This is a genomic window from Sphingobium baderi (assembly GCF_001456115.1).
Lineage (GTDB): Bacteria > Pseudomonadota > Alphaproteobacteria > Sphingomonadales > Sphingomonadaceae > Sphingobium > Sphingobium baderi_A.
In genome coordinates this window covers 2,652,927-2,671,598 of the sequence record NZ_CP013264.1, presented here as the reverse complement: position 1 = coordinate 2,671,598, position 18,672 = coordinate 2,652,927, and the positions used below count along the sequence as shown (strand labels likewise).

The window sequence follows — 18,672 nt, the reverse complement described above, 5'->3', positions numbered from 1 at the left end:
GTGCAGTCGAGACGTTCATTCGTTCAGTGCGCTTCTTTCGGCGTTTCCATGATTTCAGTCAGGACACCGTTCATATCCTTGGGATGGACGAAGAAGATCAGCGTGCCATGCGCGCCGATGCGGGGTTCGCCCAGCACCTTCTTGCCCAGACCCTCGAACCACTTCTTCGCTTCAAGAATATCGGGCACCTCGTAGCACATATGATGCTGACCGCCCGCCGGGTTCTTCGCGATGAAGCCATGAATGGGGCTGTTTTCGCCCAACGGTTCGATCAATTCGATCTGTGTGCCGTTGGTGCCGTCCTCGCCCGGCGTATCCACGAAGCAGACCTTCACGCCCTGCGCGGGCAGGTCGAAAGGTTCGTGGATCTTCGTCGCGCCCATCACGTCGCGATAATAAGCGATGCTGGCCTCCAGCGAGGGGGTCGCAATGCCGATATGGTTAAGCCGTCCGAGTTTCATGCCACATTCTCGATAACCATGGCGATCCCCTGACCGCCGCCGATGCACATGGTGATCAAACCATATCTACCGCCCGTGCGCTTCAGTTCATAGGCCGTCTTGACCGTCAGGATCGCGCCGGTCGCGCCGACCGGATGCCCTAGCGCAATGCCGCTGCCATTGGGATTGACCTTTTCCGGATCGAAGCCGAGTTCACTGGCCACGGCGCAGGCCTGCGCGGCAAAAGCCTCATTGGCTTCGATCACGTCGATCTGGTCGAGCGTAACGCCCGCCCGCTCCAGAGCGATGGGAACCGCCTTGATCGGCCCGACGCCCATGATCCGCGGATCGACGCCCGCATGGCCCCATCCCAGGATCCGCGCAAGCGGCTTCAAGCCCTTTTCCGCCACCGCCTTGCCGCTTGCCACCACAACGGCGCCCGCGCCATCATTGATGCCAGATGCGTTGCCGGGTGTCACGGTGCCGCCCTCCTTCCGGAAAGCAGGCTTGAGCTTCGCCATCTGCTCCAGGCTCGCATCGGCGCGGACATGTTCGTCCGTATCGAAAGTGACGACGCCCTTGCGGCTCTTCACTTCCACCGGCACGATCTGCTCCTTGAAGCGGCCTTCCGCAATGGCTCTTGCGGCACGGCTATGCCCTTCGACCGCAAGCGCATCCTGTGCGGCGCGGGAAATCTGATATTTCTCAGCCACATTCTCGGCGGTGACGCCCATGTGGAAATGCTCGAACGGGTCCGAAAGCACCTCCAGCATGGCGTCGATCATTTTGATGTCGCCCATCTTGGTGCCGAAGCGGGCGGCCTTCACCACATGCGGGGAATTGCTCATGCTCTCCGTGCCGCCGGCAAGGGCGATGTCGGCCTCACCCAGCTTCAGCGTTTGCGCGGCGGAAATGATCGCCTGCAATCCCGATCCGCACAAGCGATTGAGCGTCAGCGCAGGCGCTTCAACGGGAATACCCGCGTTCACACCGATGACGCGCGCAATATAGGCGTCACGCGGGCCACTCTGGATCACCTGCCCGATGACGACATGCTGAACATCAGAAGGCTCAATGGCCGCCCGTTCCATAGCGGCGACCGCAACGATACGGCCCAGTTCGTCGGGCTGCACATCCTTGAGCGCCCCTCCGAAATCGCCGATCGCCGTGCGCGCCGCGCCGACAATGAAAATGTCCCGATCATCCATGGCCAATACCTTATTTGCTTAGCAAGCCGTCACCTGAGCAACATGTCAGAGCGGAATATTGTCGTGCTTCTTCCAGGGGTTCTCCAGGCTCTTGTTGCGGAGCTTGCGAAGGCCCAGCGCAATGCGCTTGCGCGTAGAGTGAGGCTGGATCACCTCGTCGATGAAGCCCTTGCTTGCCGCCACGAAGGGATTGGCGAAGCGGTCTTCATATTCCTTGGTGCGCTCAGCGATTTCCTCCGCCGTCTTACCGCGGAAGATGATCTCGACCGCGCCCTTCGCGCCCATCACCGCGATCTCGGCGGTCGGCCAGGCATAGTTGAGGTCGCCACGCAGATGTTTGGAGGACATGACGTCATAGGCGCCGCCATAGGCCTTGCGCGTGATGATCGTGATCTTGGGCACGGTGGCTTCGGCATAGGCGAAGAGCAGCTTCGCGCCATGCTTGATGATGCCGTTATGCTCCTGCGCGGTGCCCGGCAGGAAGCCCGGCACGTCGACCAGCGTGATGATCGGAATCTCGAACGCATCGCAGAAGCGGACGAAACGGGCAGCCTTTTTGGAACTGTTAATGTCCAGCACGCCCGCCAGCACCATCGGCTGATTGGCAACGATGCCGACAGTCTTGCCTTCGACCCGGCCGAATCCGCAAAGGATATTGCCCGCATGGGCAGGCTGCACTTCGAAGAAATCACCTTCGTCAACGACCTTCCGGATCAGCTCATGCATGTCGTAGGGCTGATTGGCGTTCGCGGGAACTAGGGTGTCGAGACTTTCTTCGATCCGGTCCCATGGATCGGCGCTGGGACGCTCCGGCACTGGCTCGCGGTTGGAGGCGGGGAGGAAGTCCACGAAATCGCGAACGGACAGCAGCGCCTCGATGTCGTTTTCGAACGCCACGTCGGCCACGCCAGACTTGGTGGTGTGGGTGACGGCGCCGCCCAGTTCTTCCTGTGTGACGACTTCGTTTGTGACGGTCTTGACCACATCGGGGCCGGTCACGAACATGAAGCTCGAATCCTTCACCATGAAGATGAAATCGGTCATCGCCGGCGAGTAAACCGCGCCACCCGCACAGGGCCCCATGATGACGCTGATCTGCGGCACGACGCCCGACGCCAGCACATTGCGCTGAAACACCTCGGCATAGCCCGCAAGGCTGGCAACGCCTTCCTGAATACGGGCGCCGCCGGAATCATTGAGACCGATGACCGGCGCGCCGACCTTCATCGCCATGTCCATGATCTTGCAGATCTTGGTTGCATGGCGCTCCGACAGGGCACCGCCATAAACGGTAAAATCCTGCGAGAAAACAAAGACCAGACGGCCATTGATCGTTCCGGAGCCGGTGACGACGCCGTCGCCGGGGATGTGCTGTTCATCCATGCCGAAATCTACGCAGTTATGTTCGACATACATGTCGAGTTCTTCAAAACTGTCTTCGTCCAGCAGGACCTCCAGCCTTTCGCGCGCGGTCAGCTTGCCCTTGGCGTGCTGAGCGTCGATGCGGCGCTGGCCACCGCCCAAACGGGCTGCTTCGCGCTTCGCTTCAAGCTGTTCGATGATGGCGAGCTTGGACATAATAAGACATCTCTCCAGTCGGTACGGACGGGTATCCCTGCCCCTTTCCAGCCTTTGGCGCTTTTCGCAAATGCAAATTTGCCAATTTGCAAATCACGGTTTTGCAAACTAAGCAAAACGACATGGCACGCGGCAATCGTATTTTCGCCGGTCAGAGGCTCCGCCAGCTTCGGATCGATCATCGCATGGATCAGGCGGCCATGGCGCAGGCGCTTGGGATTTCCGTATCTTATCTCAGCCAGCTTGAAAATGACGACCGCCCCCTGACCGCCAAGGTAAAAGCCGCGCTGGCCAGCGCCTTCCCCACCGACTGGGCGAGTTTCGACAGCCGGGAGGAGGAACAGCTTCTGGGCGCGTTCACTTTTGCTCTGGGGCATCCTGAACTGCCGGGCGCGTCGCTGGAACCGGAACGGATCGAGAAGCTCCATCTCCAATTCCCCGAATTCGCGGCCCGCTATGTAGACCTCTACAACGCGCATATGCGCGCCAATGAGCGGATCAACATGATCGAGGAGGCGATCGCCAACGATCATGCCGTACAGGCTCGCCTGCCATGGGAAGCGGCGCGCGACTGGTTCCATGAAGCGGGGAATTACGTCCATCCGCTCGATTGCCTGGCGGAGGATATGGCGGCGAGCTTCACCGCCGGGCAGGCGCTGGACGAAGGGATGCTGGTGGAGGCGCTGGCGCGGCGGCACGGCATCGAAACGCTGATCGCCGATACGCCGGATTCCGCGCTCCGCACCTATAATGCCAGTCAGCGGCGCCTGTTCATCAACGCCGCCCTGCCCACCGAAAGCCGCAAGTTCATGCTGGGACATCAGTTGATGATGCTGGAGGGACAGACGCTGATCGCGGACATCGTGGCGAAAGCCGCCCTGTCCGTCGCAGGGGCGGATCGGCTGCTTTCCATTGGCCTGGGCAATTATGCGGCAGGCGCGCTGCTGATGCCCTACGCCCCGTTTCGAGAGGCTGCGCGAGAGAGCCGGCATGACATCGACCGGCTGGCGCGACGTTTCGGCGTGAGTTTCGAACAGGCCTGTCACCGACTGTCCACCTTGCAGAGGCCGGGGCTGCGCGGCATCCCCTTCTTCTTCTGTAGGGTCGACATGGCGGGCAATATCACCAAGCGGCACAGCGCCACCCGGTTGCAATTCGCGCGCTTCGGTGGCGCTTGCCCCCTGTGGAACGTGCATGAGGCGGTCGCCATCCCCGACCGGATCAATGTGCAGCTTGGCGAAACGCCTGACGGAGTGCGCTATGTGTCCATGGCGAAGGGACTGGTGAAGCCTTCGGGCAGCTACGCCCGCACGCCGCGCCGCTATGCCGTGGTGCTGGGGTGCGAAGTCGCCCATGCGGCAAACTTCGTCTATGCGGACGGCTTGCAGCTTGAGGATGAGGGTTCGGCGACGCCCATCGGCATCACCTGCCGCCTGTGCCCGCGCCAAAGCTGCGACCAGCGCGCCTTCCCGCCCGCGGACCGGCCAATTCATGTCGACCCCGACAACCGGCAGATCGTGCCCTACTGGATCGGATGAGCCAGTTTGATTCAACTGGCCCTGTCCGGGGGATGCCAGCTTTTCTAGGGTCGATGCAGTGACATATGAGGCCATCCCCGCTCCCTCCCTTGTCGTGCTGCGCGATGAACTCGTCGAGCATGGTTATGCGCGGCTGGATAACGCAGGGACGCTCGCGCTCCTGAACGTCGGGTCGGATATGTGGGCGAGCTTCGCGGAAAGCTGGAACGATCTGGGCCCCGATCTCTATATGGCGGATGGAGGACGCTACCGCCGCCGCCGTCACGCGGCCTTCCGCTGCAAGGACGGAATTTTCACCCGCAAGCCGCATCAGCCGCATTTCCAGAGCCGCGACTACAATCCGCTGAATGGGGACGTGCAGCGCTGGTTCGAACCGGTAACGGATGCAACCGCGAGCAATGACGTGATGCAAGCGGTCTTTGCCTTGTGCGCCCGGACTTTCGCGGATCACGCCACGCAATCATGGCATGTTGAAGCGCACCAGTTCCGGATCGAGACGGGCAGGAACGAGGCCGGCAGGCCGACGCCCGAAGGCCTGCATCGGGACGGGGTGGATTGGGTCTTCGTGATGCTGATCGATCGCCGCAATGTCCGTGAAGGCGTGACCCGCATCGGCGCGCCGGACGGGACCGCGCTGGGCGAATTTACGCTGACCTTGCCGGGCGATGCCGTGCTGATCGACGATCACCGCATCCTGCACGGCGTCACGGAAATCCACCCGGTCGATCCGGAGCACCCCGCTTGGCGAGATGCGCTGGTCGTGACCTTCACGGCGCAATAGCCCTATTTCAGCAGCACCAGTTCCTCGGCCATGCTGGGGTGCAGCGCGACCGTGTCGTCAAACTGCTGCTTGGTGAGACCCGCCTTGACCGCGATGGCAGCAGCTTGCAGGATTTCCGGGGCATCGGGACCGATCATATGCAGGCCGACCACTCGATTAGTAGTGGCATCCACCACCATCTTGTAAAGCGCCCGCTCCTCCCGGCCCGCAAGCACATTCTTCATAGGGCGGAAGTCCGACGTATAGATCTTGACCGTGCCCAGCTTGTTCTTCGCCTGCGCCTCGGTCAACCCCACGCCCGCTAGCGGCGGATCACTGAACACGGCTGAAGGCACGCAGCCATAATCGACCGTGCGGGGGTTATCGCCAAAGACGGTATCGGCAAAGGCATGCCCCTCACGGATGGCCACGGGCGTGAGTTGCAGCCGGTCGGTTACATCGCCCACCGCATAGATGCTCTCGCAACTGGTGCGGCTATATTCGTCGACCTTGATCGCGCCCTTGTCGTCGACTGCGACGCTGGCGGCTTCCAACCCAAGGCCGTCCGTATGGGGCCGTCGTCCCACCGCGAACAACAGGGCGTCACAAGGGACCGCATCGCCCTCCTTGAAATGGACGCTGAGCGTGCCGTCACCCTTCTTTTCGATCTTCTCCAACTGGGCATTGAAGCGGAACTGGATGCCCTTGGTCGTGGAAATCTGCATCAGCCGGTCGCGAACGCTCTCGTCATAACCGCGCAACAGAGTGGATGAGCGGTTGACCAGCGTCACCTGACTACCGAACTGATTGAAAATGCCCGCAAACTCATTGGCGATATAGCCGCCGCCGACAATGACGAGACGCTTGGGGCATTCCTCCAGATAAAACATGTCGTTCGATGTGAGGCCATGTTCGGCACCTTCGATTTCGGGGACGACAGGCCATGCGCCGGTGGCGATCAGAATATATTTCGCAGTGACTTCGCGCCCGCTCGCCAGCTTCACGGAATGCGGTCCGGTGATGGTGGCGCGCTCGGGGATCAATTCGACATGATGGCTGTCGAGCGTGTTCTTGTAGAGGCCCTCCAGCCGATCCACATCAGCCAGCACATTGTCACGCAGCACCGGCCATTTGAAGGCGCAGTCGGGCACGTTCCAGCCGAAGCGCCGGGCATCCTTCAGATCCTCGGCGAAATGCGCGCCATAGACGAGTAGCTTCTTGGGCACGCAACCGCGAATGACGCAGGTGCCTCCGACCCGATATTCCTCCGCCACCGCGACCTTAGCGCCATGGGCGGAAGCCACCCGCGAGGCCCGCACACCGCCCGATCCCGCGCCGATGACGAAAAGGTCGAAGTCATAGTCACTCATGCAAGCCTCCGCTGGGTATGTCGCGCATATGGCGGCACTCCGGCGGAGTTACAAACGGGTTTTTGCGCGGGACTCAGCCCCCACCCAGCGCAATGTCGATCAACGCCATCGTGGACGGATCGAAACCCTTAGGGCCGTCCGCCTCAATGAATCTGGCGATTTCCTTGCCCAGTTCAACGCCGAACTGGTCGAAGGGATTGATACCCATCAGCACGGCATTGGCGAAGGTGCGATGTTCATAGAAGGCGATCAGCGCGCCCAAAGCTTCCGGCGTCACATCATCGAGCAGGATCGTCGTGGAAGGACGATTGCCCGGATAGGCCCGCGCGGGATCGCCGGGATTGTCGCGCCCGCGCAGCAATGCCGCCCCCTGCGCGAAGCAATTGACGAGCAGGGCCCGGTGATGCGCCGGGTCGAGCGCATGGCCCGGATCGATCGAGGCGACGAATTCGACCGGCGCCAATACCGTGCCCTGATGGAGAAGCTGGAAAACGGCATGTTGCGCGTCCGTGCCCACCCCGCCCCAGGTGATCGGCGCGGTAGGACCATCCACCGGATCGCCATCGCGCGTGACGCTCTTGCCGTTGCTCTCCATCTCAAGCTGCTGGAGATAGGAAGGGAGCAGCTTCAGCCGCTCGTCATAGGCAAACAGCGCGCGGGTCTGGCAGCCCATTATCCGCGTATAATATTGGTCGGCGAAGGCCGCGATCAGCGGCGCGTTCTCACGCGGGGGGGAAAGGCGGAAGTGGCGGTCCATGGCGGCCGCACCCTCCAACAGGCTTTCGAACGCATCCCATCCCAGCGCCAGCGCCGCCGGGAAACCGATGGACGACCAGAGCGAATAGCGTCCGCCCACGCTTTCGGAAAAGGGCAATACACGCGTTTCGTCAACGCCCCATTCCATTGCCTTATCCGGCGAAGCGGTCAGCGCCACGACCCGGCCATAGGGGTCGTCCACGCCCGCTTCCACCATCCAATTGATCGCGCTCGCCGCATTCAACATGGTTTCTGTGGTAGTGAACGTCTTTGATGCGATCGCGATCAAGGTCGTGTGCGGATCGAAACGGTTGATCGCCTGTTCCATCGCGGTGCCGTCGACATTGGAAACGATGGCGACGTCATAACGCAACCCGTCACCGCCCAGCGCATCCACAATCAGGTCCGGCCCCAATGCAGACCCACCAATGCCGATGTGCAATATATGGCGGATCGGTCCCAGAGCCTCAGCCTCGACGGCGTCAATCAGCGCACGCATCCGGGCATGGAACATCCGCGCTCGCGCCACGCTGTCGGCATTGCCTTCGCCTCGTTCGGCGGGATGCTCGGCGGCACGGCCTTCGCTATTGTTGACAGGCTTGCCCGCGAACAGCGCCTCGCGCCAGCCGGTAAAATCCCGTTCCTGCGCCAGGGTCAGATAAGCGTCCATCAGATCGTCCGTCAGATGCGTCTTCGACCAGTCGAAACGGATCGGCCCCTGCGTCAGGACGAAACGGGACAGCCGGTCGGGATCGGCCGTGAAGATGGATTTGAGGTCGGCTTGCGGAAGGCGCGCTATGGCAGCCTGTGCAGGGGACGGCATGGGGAAATCCTCTTGTGACGTTGGTGGATACCGACGCTGCACTTGTCGATTCTTTTCCTCTTTAACCAATGACAGGACTATTTGCATCGGCGCCTGCGCTTGACGCGGCTCATCCAAGCCCGCAAAAGCCGCGACAGGCCGCTTTGTCGGCGTCACTAAGGGACAAATCGAACGAGCATGAACGCAAAATCGGAAACGCGGGATTTCCTCTGGTTTCTCGCAAAGCTGGCGGTGTTCGTCTTTGTCCTGCGGAGCTTCATCGTTTCGCCGTTCAACATTCCGTCGGAATCCATGCAGCCGCGGCTGCTGATCGGCGACTATCTGCTGGTGGCAAAATGGCCCTATGGCTATTCGCGCTATTCCCTGCCTTTCGGTGTGCCACTGATCCCCGGCCGCATCTTCGCCTCGACGCCGGAACGGGGCGACGTGGTGGTGTTCAAGGCGCCGCCCAGCCAGAAGAATGACTATATCAAGCGCGTCATCGGCCTGCCCGGCGACATGATTTCCGTGCGCGGGGGCACCGTTTACCTGAATGGTCAGGCCATTCCCAAGCAGAAAGTGGCGGACCTGGTGATCCCCGTCACCCCGAATATGATCGATGCCGCCGCGAAGGAGGGCAGCCCCTCCCCCTGCTATCGCCCGAAGTTTGAAGAAGCCGCGCCCGGCGGCGGACGCCAGTGCCGCTATCCCCAATATCGCGAAACGCTGCCCAACGGGAAAAGCTATAATGTGCTGGACCTCGTGCCGGACGGCGCGGCGGATGACCGCGACACGGTGGTCGTGCCGGAAGGCCATCTCTTCATGATGGGCGACAATCGTGACCGTAGCGCCGACAGCCGCTTCCCGGCGGTGGAAGGTGGCGGCATCGGCCTTGTTCCGGAAGAAAATCTGGTGGGCAAGGCGATGATCTCTGTCTTTTCGACAGATGGCAGCGCCAACTGGTTCCTGCCATGGACCTGGTTCACAGCCGCGCGGTGGAGCCGGATCGGGGAAGGTTTTTGACCAAGCCTGATACAGCGACCTGGCTGAATGCCCTGATCGGGCGCGCGCCGCGCGACGTGGCGCGGTTTCAGCAGGCGCTGACCCACGGCAGCGCCAACGCCGCCAATTATGAGCGGCTGGAGTTTCTGGGCGACCGGGTGCTGGGGCTGCTGGTTTCGGAATGGCTCTATGACCGCTTTTCAGATGAGCCGGAAGGGAAGCTGTCCCGCCGGTTCAACGCGCTGGTGTCCGGGGAAACCTGTGCCGAAATCGCGCGTGGAGCGGGCGTGTCCACCCACCTCGTGCTGGGCAAGCAGGCGCGGGACGACGGCGCGCACGACAGCGACAATGTGCTGGGCGACGTGATGGAGGCGCTGATCGGCGCGCTCTATCTGGAAGGCGGGCTCGACGAAGCGCGGGCGCTGGTGCGGCGGCTGTGGGCCGACCGGGTCGATACGCAAACCAGCGCGCCCCGCCATCCCAAATCCGCGCTTCAGGAGTGGGCGGCCGCCAACCGACGCAAGCCGCCCGAATATGTGATGACCGATCGCTCCGGCCCGCATCACGCCCTGCGCTTTACCGTCATGGTTTCGATCAAGGGCGCGGGCGAGGCCAGCGCCACGGGCGGATCGAAGCAGGAAGCGGAAACGGCGGCGGCCAAAGCGCTGCTGGATAAGCTGGCAGGCTGAAAACCTGTCCCCACCGGATTTTTTGAATTAAGCAGGAACGGGTGCGACACAATGCGCCGGAATGGAGTTTTGATTGACGGTTGATCTCACTAACCAGCGCTGCGGCGTGATCGCCATTGTGGGCGCTCCCAATGCGGGCAAGTCCACGCTAGTCAACGCGCTGGTGGGGCAGAAGGTGGCGATCACCAGTCCCAAGGCGCAGACCACGCGGACCCGCGTCATGGGCGTCGCGATAGAGGGCGACGCACAGATCGTGCTGGTCGACACGCCCGGCATCTTCCAGCCCAGGCGGCGGCTGGACCGCGCCATGGTGCAGGCGGCATGGGGCGGCGCGCAGGGTGCGGACCTGATCGCGCTGATCGTGGACGGCAAGGCGGGCCTCGGGCCAAAGGTCGAGCCGATCATCGAAGCGCTATCGGGCCGGTCGGAACGCAAATGGCTGATCCTCAACAAGGTCGACATCGCCGCCAAGGACAAGTTGCTGGTCCACACGCAGAAGCTCAATGACATTCTGGGTTTCGAAGAGATTTTCTTCGTCAGCGCATCGACCGGCGACGGCCTGCCCGAACTCAAATCAGCCTTTGCCGCCGCGATGCCGGAAGGGCCGTGGCATTTCCCGGAGGATCAGGTTTCCGACGCCACCGACCGTATGCTGGCTGCCGAAATCACGCGTGAGCAGCTCTATCATCAGTTGCACGCCGAACTGCCCTATGCCGCGGCCGTGGATACGGAGAAATATTCTGAGCGGGAGGATGGATCGGTGGAAATCCACCAACAGATACTCGTCGGCCGTCCCACCCAACGCGCCATTGTTCTGGGCAAGGGCGGGCAGCGGCTCAAGGAAATAGGGTCCAAGGCGCGCGCTGAATTGTCCGCGCTGCTGGGATGCCGCGTTCATCTCTACCTCCACGTCAAGGTCAAGGAAGATTGGGAGGAAGATCGCGGCATTTACCGGGACATCGGGCTCGATTGGGTGGAGTGAATTTTCCAAGCCACGGAAATTACTCATTTACCTTCATATTGTAGGGCGCGCCCATGGGCGTCAGAGTCAAAACCCTTTATTTCAGCATGGGATCGATGCTGAGCATGTTCGTGATAATGCGAATCACGTCCCATCTGTCGGGCATGGACATCCCCCTGCCCATTTATATTCTGAGCATGATGTTTGCGGGCATCATGTCATATCCTTTCTATGTCCTGCTGCTCGAAAGCTGGGAAAAGAATCAGCGGCTCCGCAAGGAACTCGAGCAGATGGTCGCCCATCTCCAACGCAAGGCGGATGTCGACGACCTTACCGGATTGCTATCCCGCTCGGCTTTTCTGGAACGGGCCGAAGCGATGTTAAAGGAAGATCAGGTCTGGCTTCTTGTGATCGACATCGATCATTTCAAGGAGTTCAACGATACCCATGGACATCAGACAGGCGATGCGATTCTCCAGATCGTTGGCCATGTCATTCGCAGCGTCCTGCGGCCCGGGAACCTCGCAGGCCGCTTGGGCGGTGAGGAATTTGCTCTCTGCCTGACGGCGCATGATGTCATGAGCGCCACGAACAGAGCCGAGCTGGTGCGCGCGGGGATTCAGGCCCTGGGCGTCGAAGCGCCATCCGGTGGCATGTTGCGCGCAACCGTCAGTATCGGATTATCCCCCTATCGGGCAGGCCAGTCCCTTGAGGAATGTCTCCATGCGGCCGACCTGGCCATGTATGCGGCAAAGACGGCTGGCCGCAATCAGGTCCGCCTCGCCGCCTGACAATTGGCTCGCGATCGTAACCAATCGCGAACGTTCGGCTGAAATCAGCAGCGGCGCTGAAGCGGATCACTCCGCTGCAGTCGCCTTTTTCGTCGCAGCTTTCTTTGCAGGTGCCTTCTTGGCGGGTGCCTTCTTGGCCGCAGCCTTTTTGGGAGCGGCCTTCTTCCCCTTTTTCGCCGGAGCCGCCGCCGCGCGCGTGTCGATCAACTGCGCCGCTTCTTCCAGCGTCAGCGCATCCTGCTCGATGGTCTTGGGCAGGGTCGCGTTGGTGGTGCCGTCGGTGACATAGGGGCCATAGCGCCCCGCCATCAGCTTGATCTCCGCCTCGGTGCGGGGATGCTTGCCCAGCACCTTGAGCGGTTCCCGTCCGCCCGCCGAACGCCCGCCGCGATTGGCGGCATCGGCCAGCTTCGCTACCGCACTGTTCATGCCGACCTCGAAAATCTCGGCGGTGGAGGACAGGCGGCCATATTTGCCGTCATGCAGCAGATAAGGCCCAAAGCGCCCGATATTGGCGACAATGGGTTTGCCGGTTTCAGGATGCAGACCGATCTCGCGCGGCAGGCTGAGCAGTTTCACGGCCCACTCCAGCGTCAGTTCGCCATCCGGCAGATCCTTGGGAATGGAGCCGCGTTTGGCCTCCTTCCCCTCGCCCATTTCAATATAAGGCCCAAAGCGGCCGGATTTGCGGACGATATCCTGCCCTGTTTCGGGATGCTGACCCAGCACTTCCGGCCCCGTGTCCTCGCCGCCATTGGCGCCGCCGGGTTGCCCGAATTTCCGCGTATATTTGCATTCGGGATAGTTGGAGCAGGCGATGAACGCCCCGAATCGCCCACCACGCAGCGACAATTGCCCGTCATCGCACATCGGGCAGGCACGCGGATTGCTGCCGTCCGCCTTCGGGGGGAACAGCATGGGTTCGAGGAACTTGTCCAGCTCCGCCGTGATGTCGGACGGCTTCTGCTCCATGACCTCAGCGGTCTTGGGCTTGAAGTCGCGCCAGAAGGCTTCCAGCACCGCCTGCCACTGGGCGCGCCCACCGGAAATCTCGTCCAGTTCGTCCTCAAGGCCCGCCGTGAAATCATAGGACACATAGCGTTCGAAGAAGCGCTCCAGGAACGCCGTCACCAGCCGCCCGCTTTCCTCCGCAAAGAAGCGGTTCTTCTCGACACGCACATAATCGCGGTCCTTGAGCACCTGAAGCGTCGAGGCATAGGTGGACGGACGCCCAATCCCCAACTCCTCCAGCTTCTTGACCAGACTCGCTTCGGAATAGCGTGGCGGCGGCTGGGTGAAATGCTGTTCCGCCATCACCTTTTTCTTCGCCGGGGCATCGCCCGTCGCCATGCGCGGCAGCAGCTTGCCGTCCTCATCTTCGCTGTCGTCGCGGCCTTCCTCATAGAGCGCGAGGAAGCCGGGGAAGATCACCACCTGCCCCGTGGCGCGCAACGCATGTTGCCCCGTGCCGTCCACCATATCGACGGTCGTGCGTTCCATCCGCGCCGACGCCATCTGACTCGCCAAGGCCCGCTTGAAGATCAGGTCGTAGAGCCGCGCATGATCGCCCGAACCCACCTTGTCGCGGCCGAATTCGGTCGGGCGGATGGCTTCATGCGCTTCCTGCGCGTTCTTGGCCTTAGTCTGATACTGGCGCGGCTTCTCCGGCAGATAACCGCCGTCATAGCGTTGCGCTATCGCCTTGCGCGCTGCGGAAATGGCGCTGCCGTCCATCTGCACGCCGTCGGTCCGCATATAGGTGATCGCGCCGTCCTCATAAAGCTGCTGCGCGATCCGCATCGTGTGGCTGGCGGAAAAGCCCAGCTTGCGCGCCGCTTCCTGCTGCAACGTCGATGTGGTGAAGGGCGCCGGAGGATTGCGGGTGAGCGGCTTCGTCTCGACCTTCTCAACGGTGAAGCGTCCCGCCTCCACATCCGCCTTCGCGGCCATGGCGTCGCCTTCCTTGCCGATGGTCAGGCGCTCGATCTTTTCGCCGCGCCAGCGCACCAGTCGCGCCGTGAAACCCTGCCCGCCCTGCTCCATCTCCGCCGCGACGGACCAATATTCTTGAGCCGTGAAGGTTTCGATTTCGCGCTCACGCTCCACCACCAACCGCAGCGCCACCGACTGCACCCGCCCCGCCGATTTCGCGCCGGGCAGCTTGCGCCAGAGCACCGGCGACAGCGTGAACCCCACCAGATAGTCCAGCGCCCGCCGCGCTCGGTAGGCGTCGATCAGATCCTCGTCCAAGGCGCGGGGATGCGCCATGGCATCCGTCACCGCCTGCTTGGTGATGGCGTTGAAGGTGACGCGGTCGACCTTCGCGGGAAGCGCCTTCTTGGCGCGCAGCACTTCCTGCACATGCCAGCTTATCGCCTCACCCTCGCGATCGGGGTCGGTGGCCAGGATCAGGCGGTCGGCTTTCTTGGCTTGATCCGTGATGGCCTTGAGCTGCTTGCCCTTATCGCCATAATTTTCCCAGCTCATCGCAAAGCCGGCTTCCGGGTCCACCGACCCGTCCTTCGCGGGCAGGTCGCGAATATGGCCATAGCTGGCGAGCACATGGAAATCGCCGCCCAGATATTTCTCGATGGTCTTCGCCTTGGCGGGCGATTCGACGATAACTAGCTGCATTATGGCCCCGGTTCTGGAGTTCCTCACGTATACGCGCGAGTCTGGAAGGCGCCGACGGCTGCCGTCAAGCGGTGGAGTGATTAAGTGGCAAGTTGCTCAAACGCCAGCAAGTCTTTCTTCCCCCGCCATCACCGAAGGCTGACGCGGCCGCCTGCATGACGGTCCAGACGATCGGCCAGTTCCAGCTCCAGAAGCACGGTCTGCACCACAGAGGGAGCAAGACCGCAAAGCCGCACAATCTCATCCACGGGCGCGGGCGCTGGTCCCAACAGGATGACGATGGCGGCACGCTCTTGTTCCGTGACATCGCTGCTTGCCGGCTCGGCAAGAAAATCCATCCGCGCCTGCCGCACCATGCGCGGGTCGAGGGAGCCGATGGCTTCCATCACATCAGCCGCATTCTGGATCAGGATCGCGCCCTCGCGGATCAGTTGGTTGCAGCCCTGTGCACGCGGATCGAGCGGCGATCCAGGCACGGCCATGACCTCCCTCCCCGCCTCTCCCGCCAGTCGCGCGGTGATGAGCGATCCCGATTTCGGCGCCGCCTCCACCACCACGGTTCCCGCCGCCAGCCCGGCGATGATGCGATTGCGCGCCGGAAAATGACGGGCGAGCGGCTGGGTGCCGGGCGGATGCTCGGTGACGAGCAGGCCGTCCTGCGCCACCTGTTCCTGAAGCATGGCGTTTTCCGGAGGGAAACCGATGTCAATGCCGCTGGCGATCACCCCGATCGTCCCGCTCGCTATCGATCCCTGATGCGCGGCCGTATCGATGCCCCGCGCCAGCCCCGAAACGACCACCGCGCCCGCCTGCCCCAGTTCCTGGGCCAGCGTCCGGGCGAACCGGCAAGCCGCCGCCGAAGCGTTACGCGCCCCCACTATCGCGACACATTGCCGCACGGCCAAGCTTACATCCCCCTTCACGATCAGGGCGGGCGGCGCGCCCTCCATCTGGTCCAGCAGAGTGGGATAATCGGCATCGCCCATCAGCAGATAGCGTGCACCCAGAGAACGGCTCCGGGCGATTTCCGCCTCCACAGTCCGCGTATCGGCGACCTGTCCCTTGCCGCCGCCACGCGCCGCGAGATCGGGCACCGCGCGCAACGCTTCACCCGCCGTTCCAAACCGCGCCATAAGCTGGCGAAAGCTGACCGGGCCAATCCGGGGCGAACGGATCAGGCGCAGACGGTCAAACCGTTCCTGTTCGCTCACCCTTTGGACGCCCCGATCTTCGGTTCCGTCCCGCTTGCGAGGCGCGAGATATTGGCGCGATGCCGCCACAGCACGATCAACGCCAGCGCCAGCGTGACGGGCAACAGATCGAAGCGCCCCATCGCCCCCACCGCAATAGGCGCGCTGACTGCCGCCGTCATTCCGCCCACCGAAGACCATCGCGTGCCCAGCAGCGCGGCCAGCCACACCAGCGCAAACACGATGCCCGCGGGCCAGTAAAGCGCTGTCACCACGCCCATCATGGTCGCGACGCCCTTACCGCCTGCAAAGCGCAGCCACACCGGATAGCAATGCCCGATAAAGGCCATCGCCCCCGCTATCGCGCCGCCCCCACCGACCAGCGATTCGCCGATCAGCACCGCCGCTGCGCCTTTGGCAAGGTCGAGCAGCAGCGTCGCCGCCGCCAGTCCCTTGTGCCCGGTCCGCAGCACATTGGTCGCCCCGATATTCCCTGATCCGATCTGCCGCAGATCGCCCGCGCCGGTCGCTTTCGTCAGCAGCAGGCCAAAGGGGATCGAACCCAGAAGATAACCGATCAACAGGACGAGAGCAGGAAGGAGCCAGGGAACTGTCATGATCTCACCGAACAGGAGTTGCGAGCGCGACCATAGCGTTCCCGTCGCATCCGGCAATGACGAAGGTTGCCGCCGCCCGCCTTCCTCCCCGGTTGACAGCCAGCCAGCGGGCGGCGAGATACGGGCATCCATGAAGGTCGCATCCACCGCCCCCTTGTTGTTCTTCGATTCCGGCGTCGGCGGACTGTCCATCCTCGGCCCGGCCAGAGAGCTGCTTCCGACTGCGCCGGTCATCTATGCCGCCGACAGCGCTGGTTTCCCCTATGGCACCAAGAGCGAGGCGGAAATCGCCGCGCGTGTCCCCGCGCTGCTTGGGCGGCTGGTGGAACGCTACCGCCCCCGTCTGGCGGTGATCGCCTGCAACACGGCTTCCACCATCGCCCTGTCAGCCGTGCGCGCCGCACTGGATATTCAGGTCGTCGGCACCGTGCCCGCGATCAAACCCGCCGCCCTGTTATCGAGAAGCCGGGTGTTTGGCGTGCTCGGCACGGATGCGACCGTGCGGCAGCCCTATGTCGACCGACTGGCGGCGGAACACGGAAGTGATTGCCTGGTGCTGCGTCACGGCTCTGCGGCGCTGGTGCAGCTTGCCGAAGCGAAATTGCGGGGCGAGCCGCTCGATCCCACCATCGCCCGCGACGCGCTGTCCGGTTTGCTGGACCAACCCGGCGGCGATCGGATGGATGTCGTCGTGCTGGCATGCACGCATTTTCCTCTCGTGGAGGCAGAGCTTGCCGTCGCAGCGCCCCGTCCGCTGCTTTTCGTGCACGGCGGTGAGGGCATCGCCCGGCGAATCGCTTATCTGACGCAGGAACAGCCCTGGCCCGCCGCACCCTCGCCCGGCACGGCGGTGTTCACGCAGGTGGACGGCGATGTTCACGCCTTGCAGGATGCGCTGCGCCAATATGGTCTTGAACGGATCGATGCCCTCTAGGACAAAAAGTCCGATTTCGATGATCGGTTTTTCCGACTATACTTGCGAACGGTTATCGCTGGTAATGACGGCTCGGACCGGTTAAATGCGCGCAACGAGAGGATGCGAGCCAAAGGGATAGGGCTTTTCGTGAACTACAAGCATATTTTCGCGCAGGCAATCGACCGGCTCCATGAAGAGGGCCGCTACCGGGTTTTCATCGACATCCTGCGTAACAGGGGCGCCTTTCCCAATGCCCGCTGCTTCCATGGCCATAACGGTCCGAAGCCGATCACCGTCTGGTGCTCCAACGATTATCTCTCCATGGGACAGCATCCCAAGGTCGTCGCCGCGATGGAAGAAGCGCTGCACGATGTCGGCGCGGGATCAGGCGGCACCCGCAATATCGGTGGCAACACCCATTATCATATCGACCTTGAAGCCGAGCTGGCCGATCTGCACGGCAAGGAAGGCGCGCTGATCTTCACCTCCGGCTACGTGTCGAATGAAGCGACGCTGTCCACGCTCGCCAAGCTGCTGCCGGGCTGCATCATCTTCTCGGATGAATTGAACCACGCATCCATGATTGCAGGCATCCGCAATTCAGGCTGCGAAAAGCGCGTTTTCCGTCATAACGACGTCGATCATCTACGCGAACTGCTGACGGCGGAAGATCCCGACGTGCCCAAGCTGATCGCGTTCGAAAGCGTCTATTCGATGGACGGCGACATCGCGCCTATCGCGGCGATCTGTGACCTCGCGGACGAATTCAATGCGCTCACCTATCTGGACGAAGTTCATGCGGTCGGCATGTATGGTGCGCGCGGCGGCGGCATTTCCGAACGGGATGAAGTCGCGAACCGCCTGACCATCATCGAAGGCACGCTGGGCAAGGCGTTCGGCGTCATGGGCGGCTATATCGCCGCCGACCAGATGATCGTCGACGTCATCCGCAGCTATGCGCCCGGCTTCATCTTCACCACGTCCCTGTCGCCGGTTCTGGTCGCGGGTGTGCTGGCGAGCGTGCGCCACCTCAAGCAATCGAGCGAGGAGCGCGAAGGACAGCAGGCCGCCGCGGCGAAGCTCAAGCAGATGATGCGCGACGCGGGCCTGCCGGTCATGCCGTCGGTCACGCATATCGTGCCGCTGATGGTCGGCGATCCGGTCAAGGCCAAGCGGATCAGCGACATATTGCTCGCCGAATATGGCGCCTATGTGCAGCCGATCAATTATCCGACCGTGCCGCGCGGCACCGAGCGCCTGCGCTTCACGCCCGGCCCGACGCATGATGAAGGCATGATGCGCGATCTGGTGAATGCGCTGGTCGAAATTTGGGATCGTCTGGAACTGGAATTCCGCAAGGCCGCCTGAGGATCAAGCGGACAGCCGTTCGTTTCGAGCGAAGTCGGGAAACCGCCTGGAA

General features: G+C 62.4%; 16 protein-coding genes. 8 read left to right on the top strand and 8 right to left on the bottom strand.

Features of this window, described 5'->3' with window-relative positions:
• Positions 1–23: 23 nt before the first annotated feature.
• From mce to ATN00_RS13185, 3 genes are read right to left on the bottom strand one after another with little or no spacing between them, the layout of a single operon-like run.
• Positions 24–461 carry a methylmalonyl-CoA epimerase gene (gene mce, locus ATN00_RS13195; protein ID WP_062065370.1) on the bottom strand — a complete coding sequence of 146 codons (438 nt, stop codon included), beginning with the start codon at positions 459–461 and terminating at the stop codon, positions 24–26.
• Positions 458–1,648 (bottom strand): beta-ketothiolase BktB, encoded by a 1,191-nt coding sequence (gene bktB, locus ATN00_RS13190; RefSeq protein WP_062065369.1) that lies wholly within the window; start codon positions 1,646–1,648, stop codon positions 458–460. The genes mce and bktB overlap by 4 nt, the downstream gene beginning before the upstream one ends.
• 45 nt (positions 1,649–1,693) lie before the next feature.
• The gene (locus ATN00_RS13185; protein ID WP_062065367.1) at positions 1,694–3,226 is read right to left on the bottom strand and encodes an acyl-CoA carboxylase subunit beta; all 1,533 of its coding nucleotides are present in this window, start codon (positions 3,224–3,226) and stop codon (positions 1,694–1,696) included.
• Positions 3,227–3,348: 122 nt separating this feature from the next.
• On the opposite strand from ATN00_RS13185, the gene ATN00_RS13180 reads away from it, so the two are divergent.
• Both ATN00_RS13180 and ATN00_RS13175 read left to right on the top strand, forming a co-directional pair.
• The gene (locus ATN00_RS13180) at positions 3,349–4,764 is read left to right on the top strand and encodes a helix-turn-helix domain-containing protein (RefSeq protein WP_062065365.1); all 1,416 of its coding nucleotides are present in this window, start codon (positions 3,349–3,351) and stop codon (positions 4,762–4,764) included.
• Between the two features lie 58 nt (positions 4,765–4,822).
• Positions 4,823–5,545: a 2OG-Fe dioxygenase family protein gene (locus ATN00_RS13175; RefSeq protein WP_373886172.1), complete on the top strand. Its 723-nt coding sequence runs from the start codon at positions 4,823–4,825 to the stop codon at positions 5,543–5,545.
• Positions 5,546–5,547: 2 nt separating this feature from the next.
• Here the strand turns inward: ATN00_RS13175 and gorA are convergent, their stop codons facing one another.
• Positions 5,548–6,894 (bottom strand): glutathione-disulfide reductase, encoded by a 1,347-nt coding sequence (gene gorA / locus ATN00_RS13170; protein WP_062065363.1) that lies wholly within the window; start codon positions 6,892–6,894, stop codon positions 5,548–5,550.
• A gap of 73 nt (positions 6,895–6,967) precedes the next feature.
• Positions 6,968–8,473, bottom strand: a complete 1,506-nt coding sequence (gene pgi / locus ATN00_RS13165) for a glucose-6-phosphate isomerase (RefSeq protein WP_062065361.1) — start codon at positions 8,471–8,473, stop codon at positions 6,968–6,970.
• Positions 8,474–8,650: 177 nt separating this feature from the next.
• Here pgi and lepB point away from each other — a divergent pair, with 177 nt between their 5' ends.
• The 4 genes from lepB to ATN00_RS13145 all read left to right on the top strand — a co-directional run bounded on the left by lepB (position 8,651) and on the right by ATN00_RS13145 (position 11,895).
• Positions 8,651–9,475, top strand: coding sequence for a signal peptidase I (gene lepB, locus ATN00_RS13160; protein ID WP_062065359.1), 825 nt, complete (start codon positions 8,651–8,653; stop codon positions 9,473–9,475).
• Positions 9,424–10,143: a ribonuclease III gene (gene rnc / locus ATN00_RS13155; RefSeq protein ID WP_062065357.1), complete on the top strand. Its 720-nt coding sequence runs from the start codon at positions 9,424–9,426 to the stop codon at positions 10,141–10,143. Before lepB ends, rnc begins: the two co-directional genes overlap by 52 nt.
• 73 nt (positions 10,144–10,216) lie before the next feature.
• A complete protein-coding gene (gene era, locus ATN00_RS13150; protein WP_062065354.1) occupies positions 10,217–11,125 on the top strand; it encodes a GTPase Era in 909 nt (302 codons plus the stop codon).
• A gap of 53 nt (positions 11,126–11,178) precedes the next feature.
• Positions 11,179–11,895, top strand: a complete 717-nt coding sequence (locus tag ATN00_RS13145) for a GGDEF domain-containing protein (RefSeq protein WP_062065350.1) — start codon at positions 11,179–11,181, stop codon at positions 11,893–11,895.
• Between the two features lie 66 nt (positions 11,896–11,961).
• Here the strand turns inward: ATN00_RS13145 and topA are convergent, their stop codons facing one another.
• The 3 genes from topA to plsY all read right to left on the bottom strand — a co-directional run bounded on the left by topA (position 11,962) and on the right by plsY (position 16,336).
• Positions 11,962–14,529, bottom strand: coding sequence for a type I DNA topoisomerase (gene topA / locus ATN00_RS13140; RefSeq protein WP_062065347.1), 2,568 nt, complete (start codon positions 14,527–14,529; stop codon positions 11,962–11,964).
• 128 nt (positions 14,530–14,657) lie between these two features.
• A complete protein-coding gene (dprA, locus tag ATN00_RS13135; RefSeq protein ID WP_062065344.1) occupies positions 14,658–15,740 on the bottom strand; it encodes a DNA-processing protein DprA in 1,083 nt (360 codons plus the stop codon).
• Positions 15,737–16,336 carry a glycerol-3-phosphate 1-O-acyltransferase PlsY gene (gene plsY / locus ATN00_RS13130; RefSeq protein ID WP_062068788.1) on the bottom strand — a complete coding sequence of 200 codons (600 nt, stop codon included), beginning with the start codon at positions 16,334–16,336 and terminating at the stop codon, positions 15,737–15,739. Before plsY ends, dprA begins: the two co-directional genes overlap by 4 nt.
• 130 nt (positions 16,337–16,466) lie before the next feature.
• Between plsY and murI the strand changes: the two genes are divergently transcribed.
• Positions 16,467–17,270 carry a glutamate racemase gene (murI, locus tag ATN00_RS13125; RefSeq protein WP_062065342.1) on the top strand — a complete coding sequence of 268 codons (804 nt, stop codon included), beginning with the start codon at positions 16,467–16,469 and terminating at the stop codon, positions 17,268–17,270.
• A 129-nt stretch (positions 17,271–17,399) separates the two neighbouring features.
• Positions 17,400–18,620 carry a 5-aminolevulinate synthase gene (gene hemA, locus ATN00_RS13120; protein ID WP_062068786.1) on the top strand — a complete coding sequence of 407 codons (1,221 nt, stop codon included), beginning with the start codon at positions 17,400–17,402 and terminating at the stop codon, positions 18,618–18,620.
• Positions 18,621–18,672 lie beyond the last annotated feature (52 nt).

Bases quoted from the DNA above. Each gene is read 5' to 3' on its own strand.
- mce (WP_062065370.1), bottom strand. From the start codon at position 461: ATGAAACTCGGACGGCTTAACCATATCGGCATTGCGACCCCCTCGCTG.
- bktB (WP_062065369.1), bottom strand. From the start codon at position 1,648: ATGGATGATCGGGACATTTTCATTGTCGGCGCGGCGCGCACGGCGATC.
- ATN00_RS13185 (WP_062065367.1), bottom strand. From the start codon at position 3,226: ATGTCCAAGCTCGCCATCATCGAACAGCTTGAAGCGAAGCGCGAAGCA.
- ATN00_RS13180 (WP_062065365.1), top strand. From the start codon at position 3,349: ATGGCACGCGGCAATCGTATTTTCGCCGGTCAGAGGCTCCGCCAGCTT.
- gorA (WP_062065363.1), bottom strand. From the start codon at position 6,894: ATGAGTGACTATGACTTCGACCTTTTCGTCATCGGCGCGGGATCGGGC.
- pgi (WP_062065361.1), bottom strand. From the start codon at position 8,473: ATGCCGTCCCCTGCACAGGCTGCCATAGCGCGCCTTCCGCAAGCCGAC.
- lepB (WP_062065359.1), top strand. From the start codon at position 8,651: ATGAACGCAAAATCGGAAACGCGGGATTTCCTCTGGTTTCTCGCAAAG.
- rnc (WP_062065357.1), top strand. From the start codon at position 9,424: ATGGACCTGGTTCACAGCCGCGCGGTGGAGCCGGATCGGGGAAGGTTT.
- ATN00_RS13145 (WP_062065350.1), top strand. From the start codon at position 11,179: ATGGGCGTCAGAGTCAAAACCCTTTATTTCAGCATGGGATCGATGCTG.
- topA (WP_062065347.1), bottom strand. From the start codon at position 14,529: ATGCAGCTAGTTATCGTCGAATCGCCCGCCAAGGCGAAGACCATCGAG.
- plsY (WP_062068788.1), bottom strand. From the start codon at position 16,336: ATGACAGTTCCCTGGCTCCTTCCTGCTCTCGTCCTGTTGATCGGTTAT.
- murI (WP_062065342.1), top strand. From the start codon at position 16,467: ATGAAGGTCGCATCCACCGCCCCCTTGTTGTTCTTCGATTCCGGCGTC.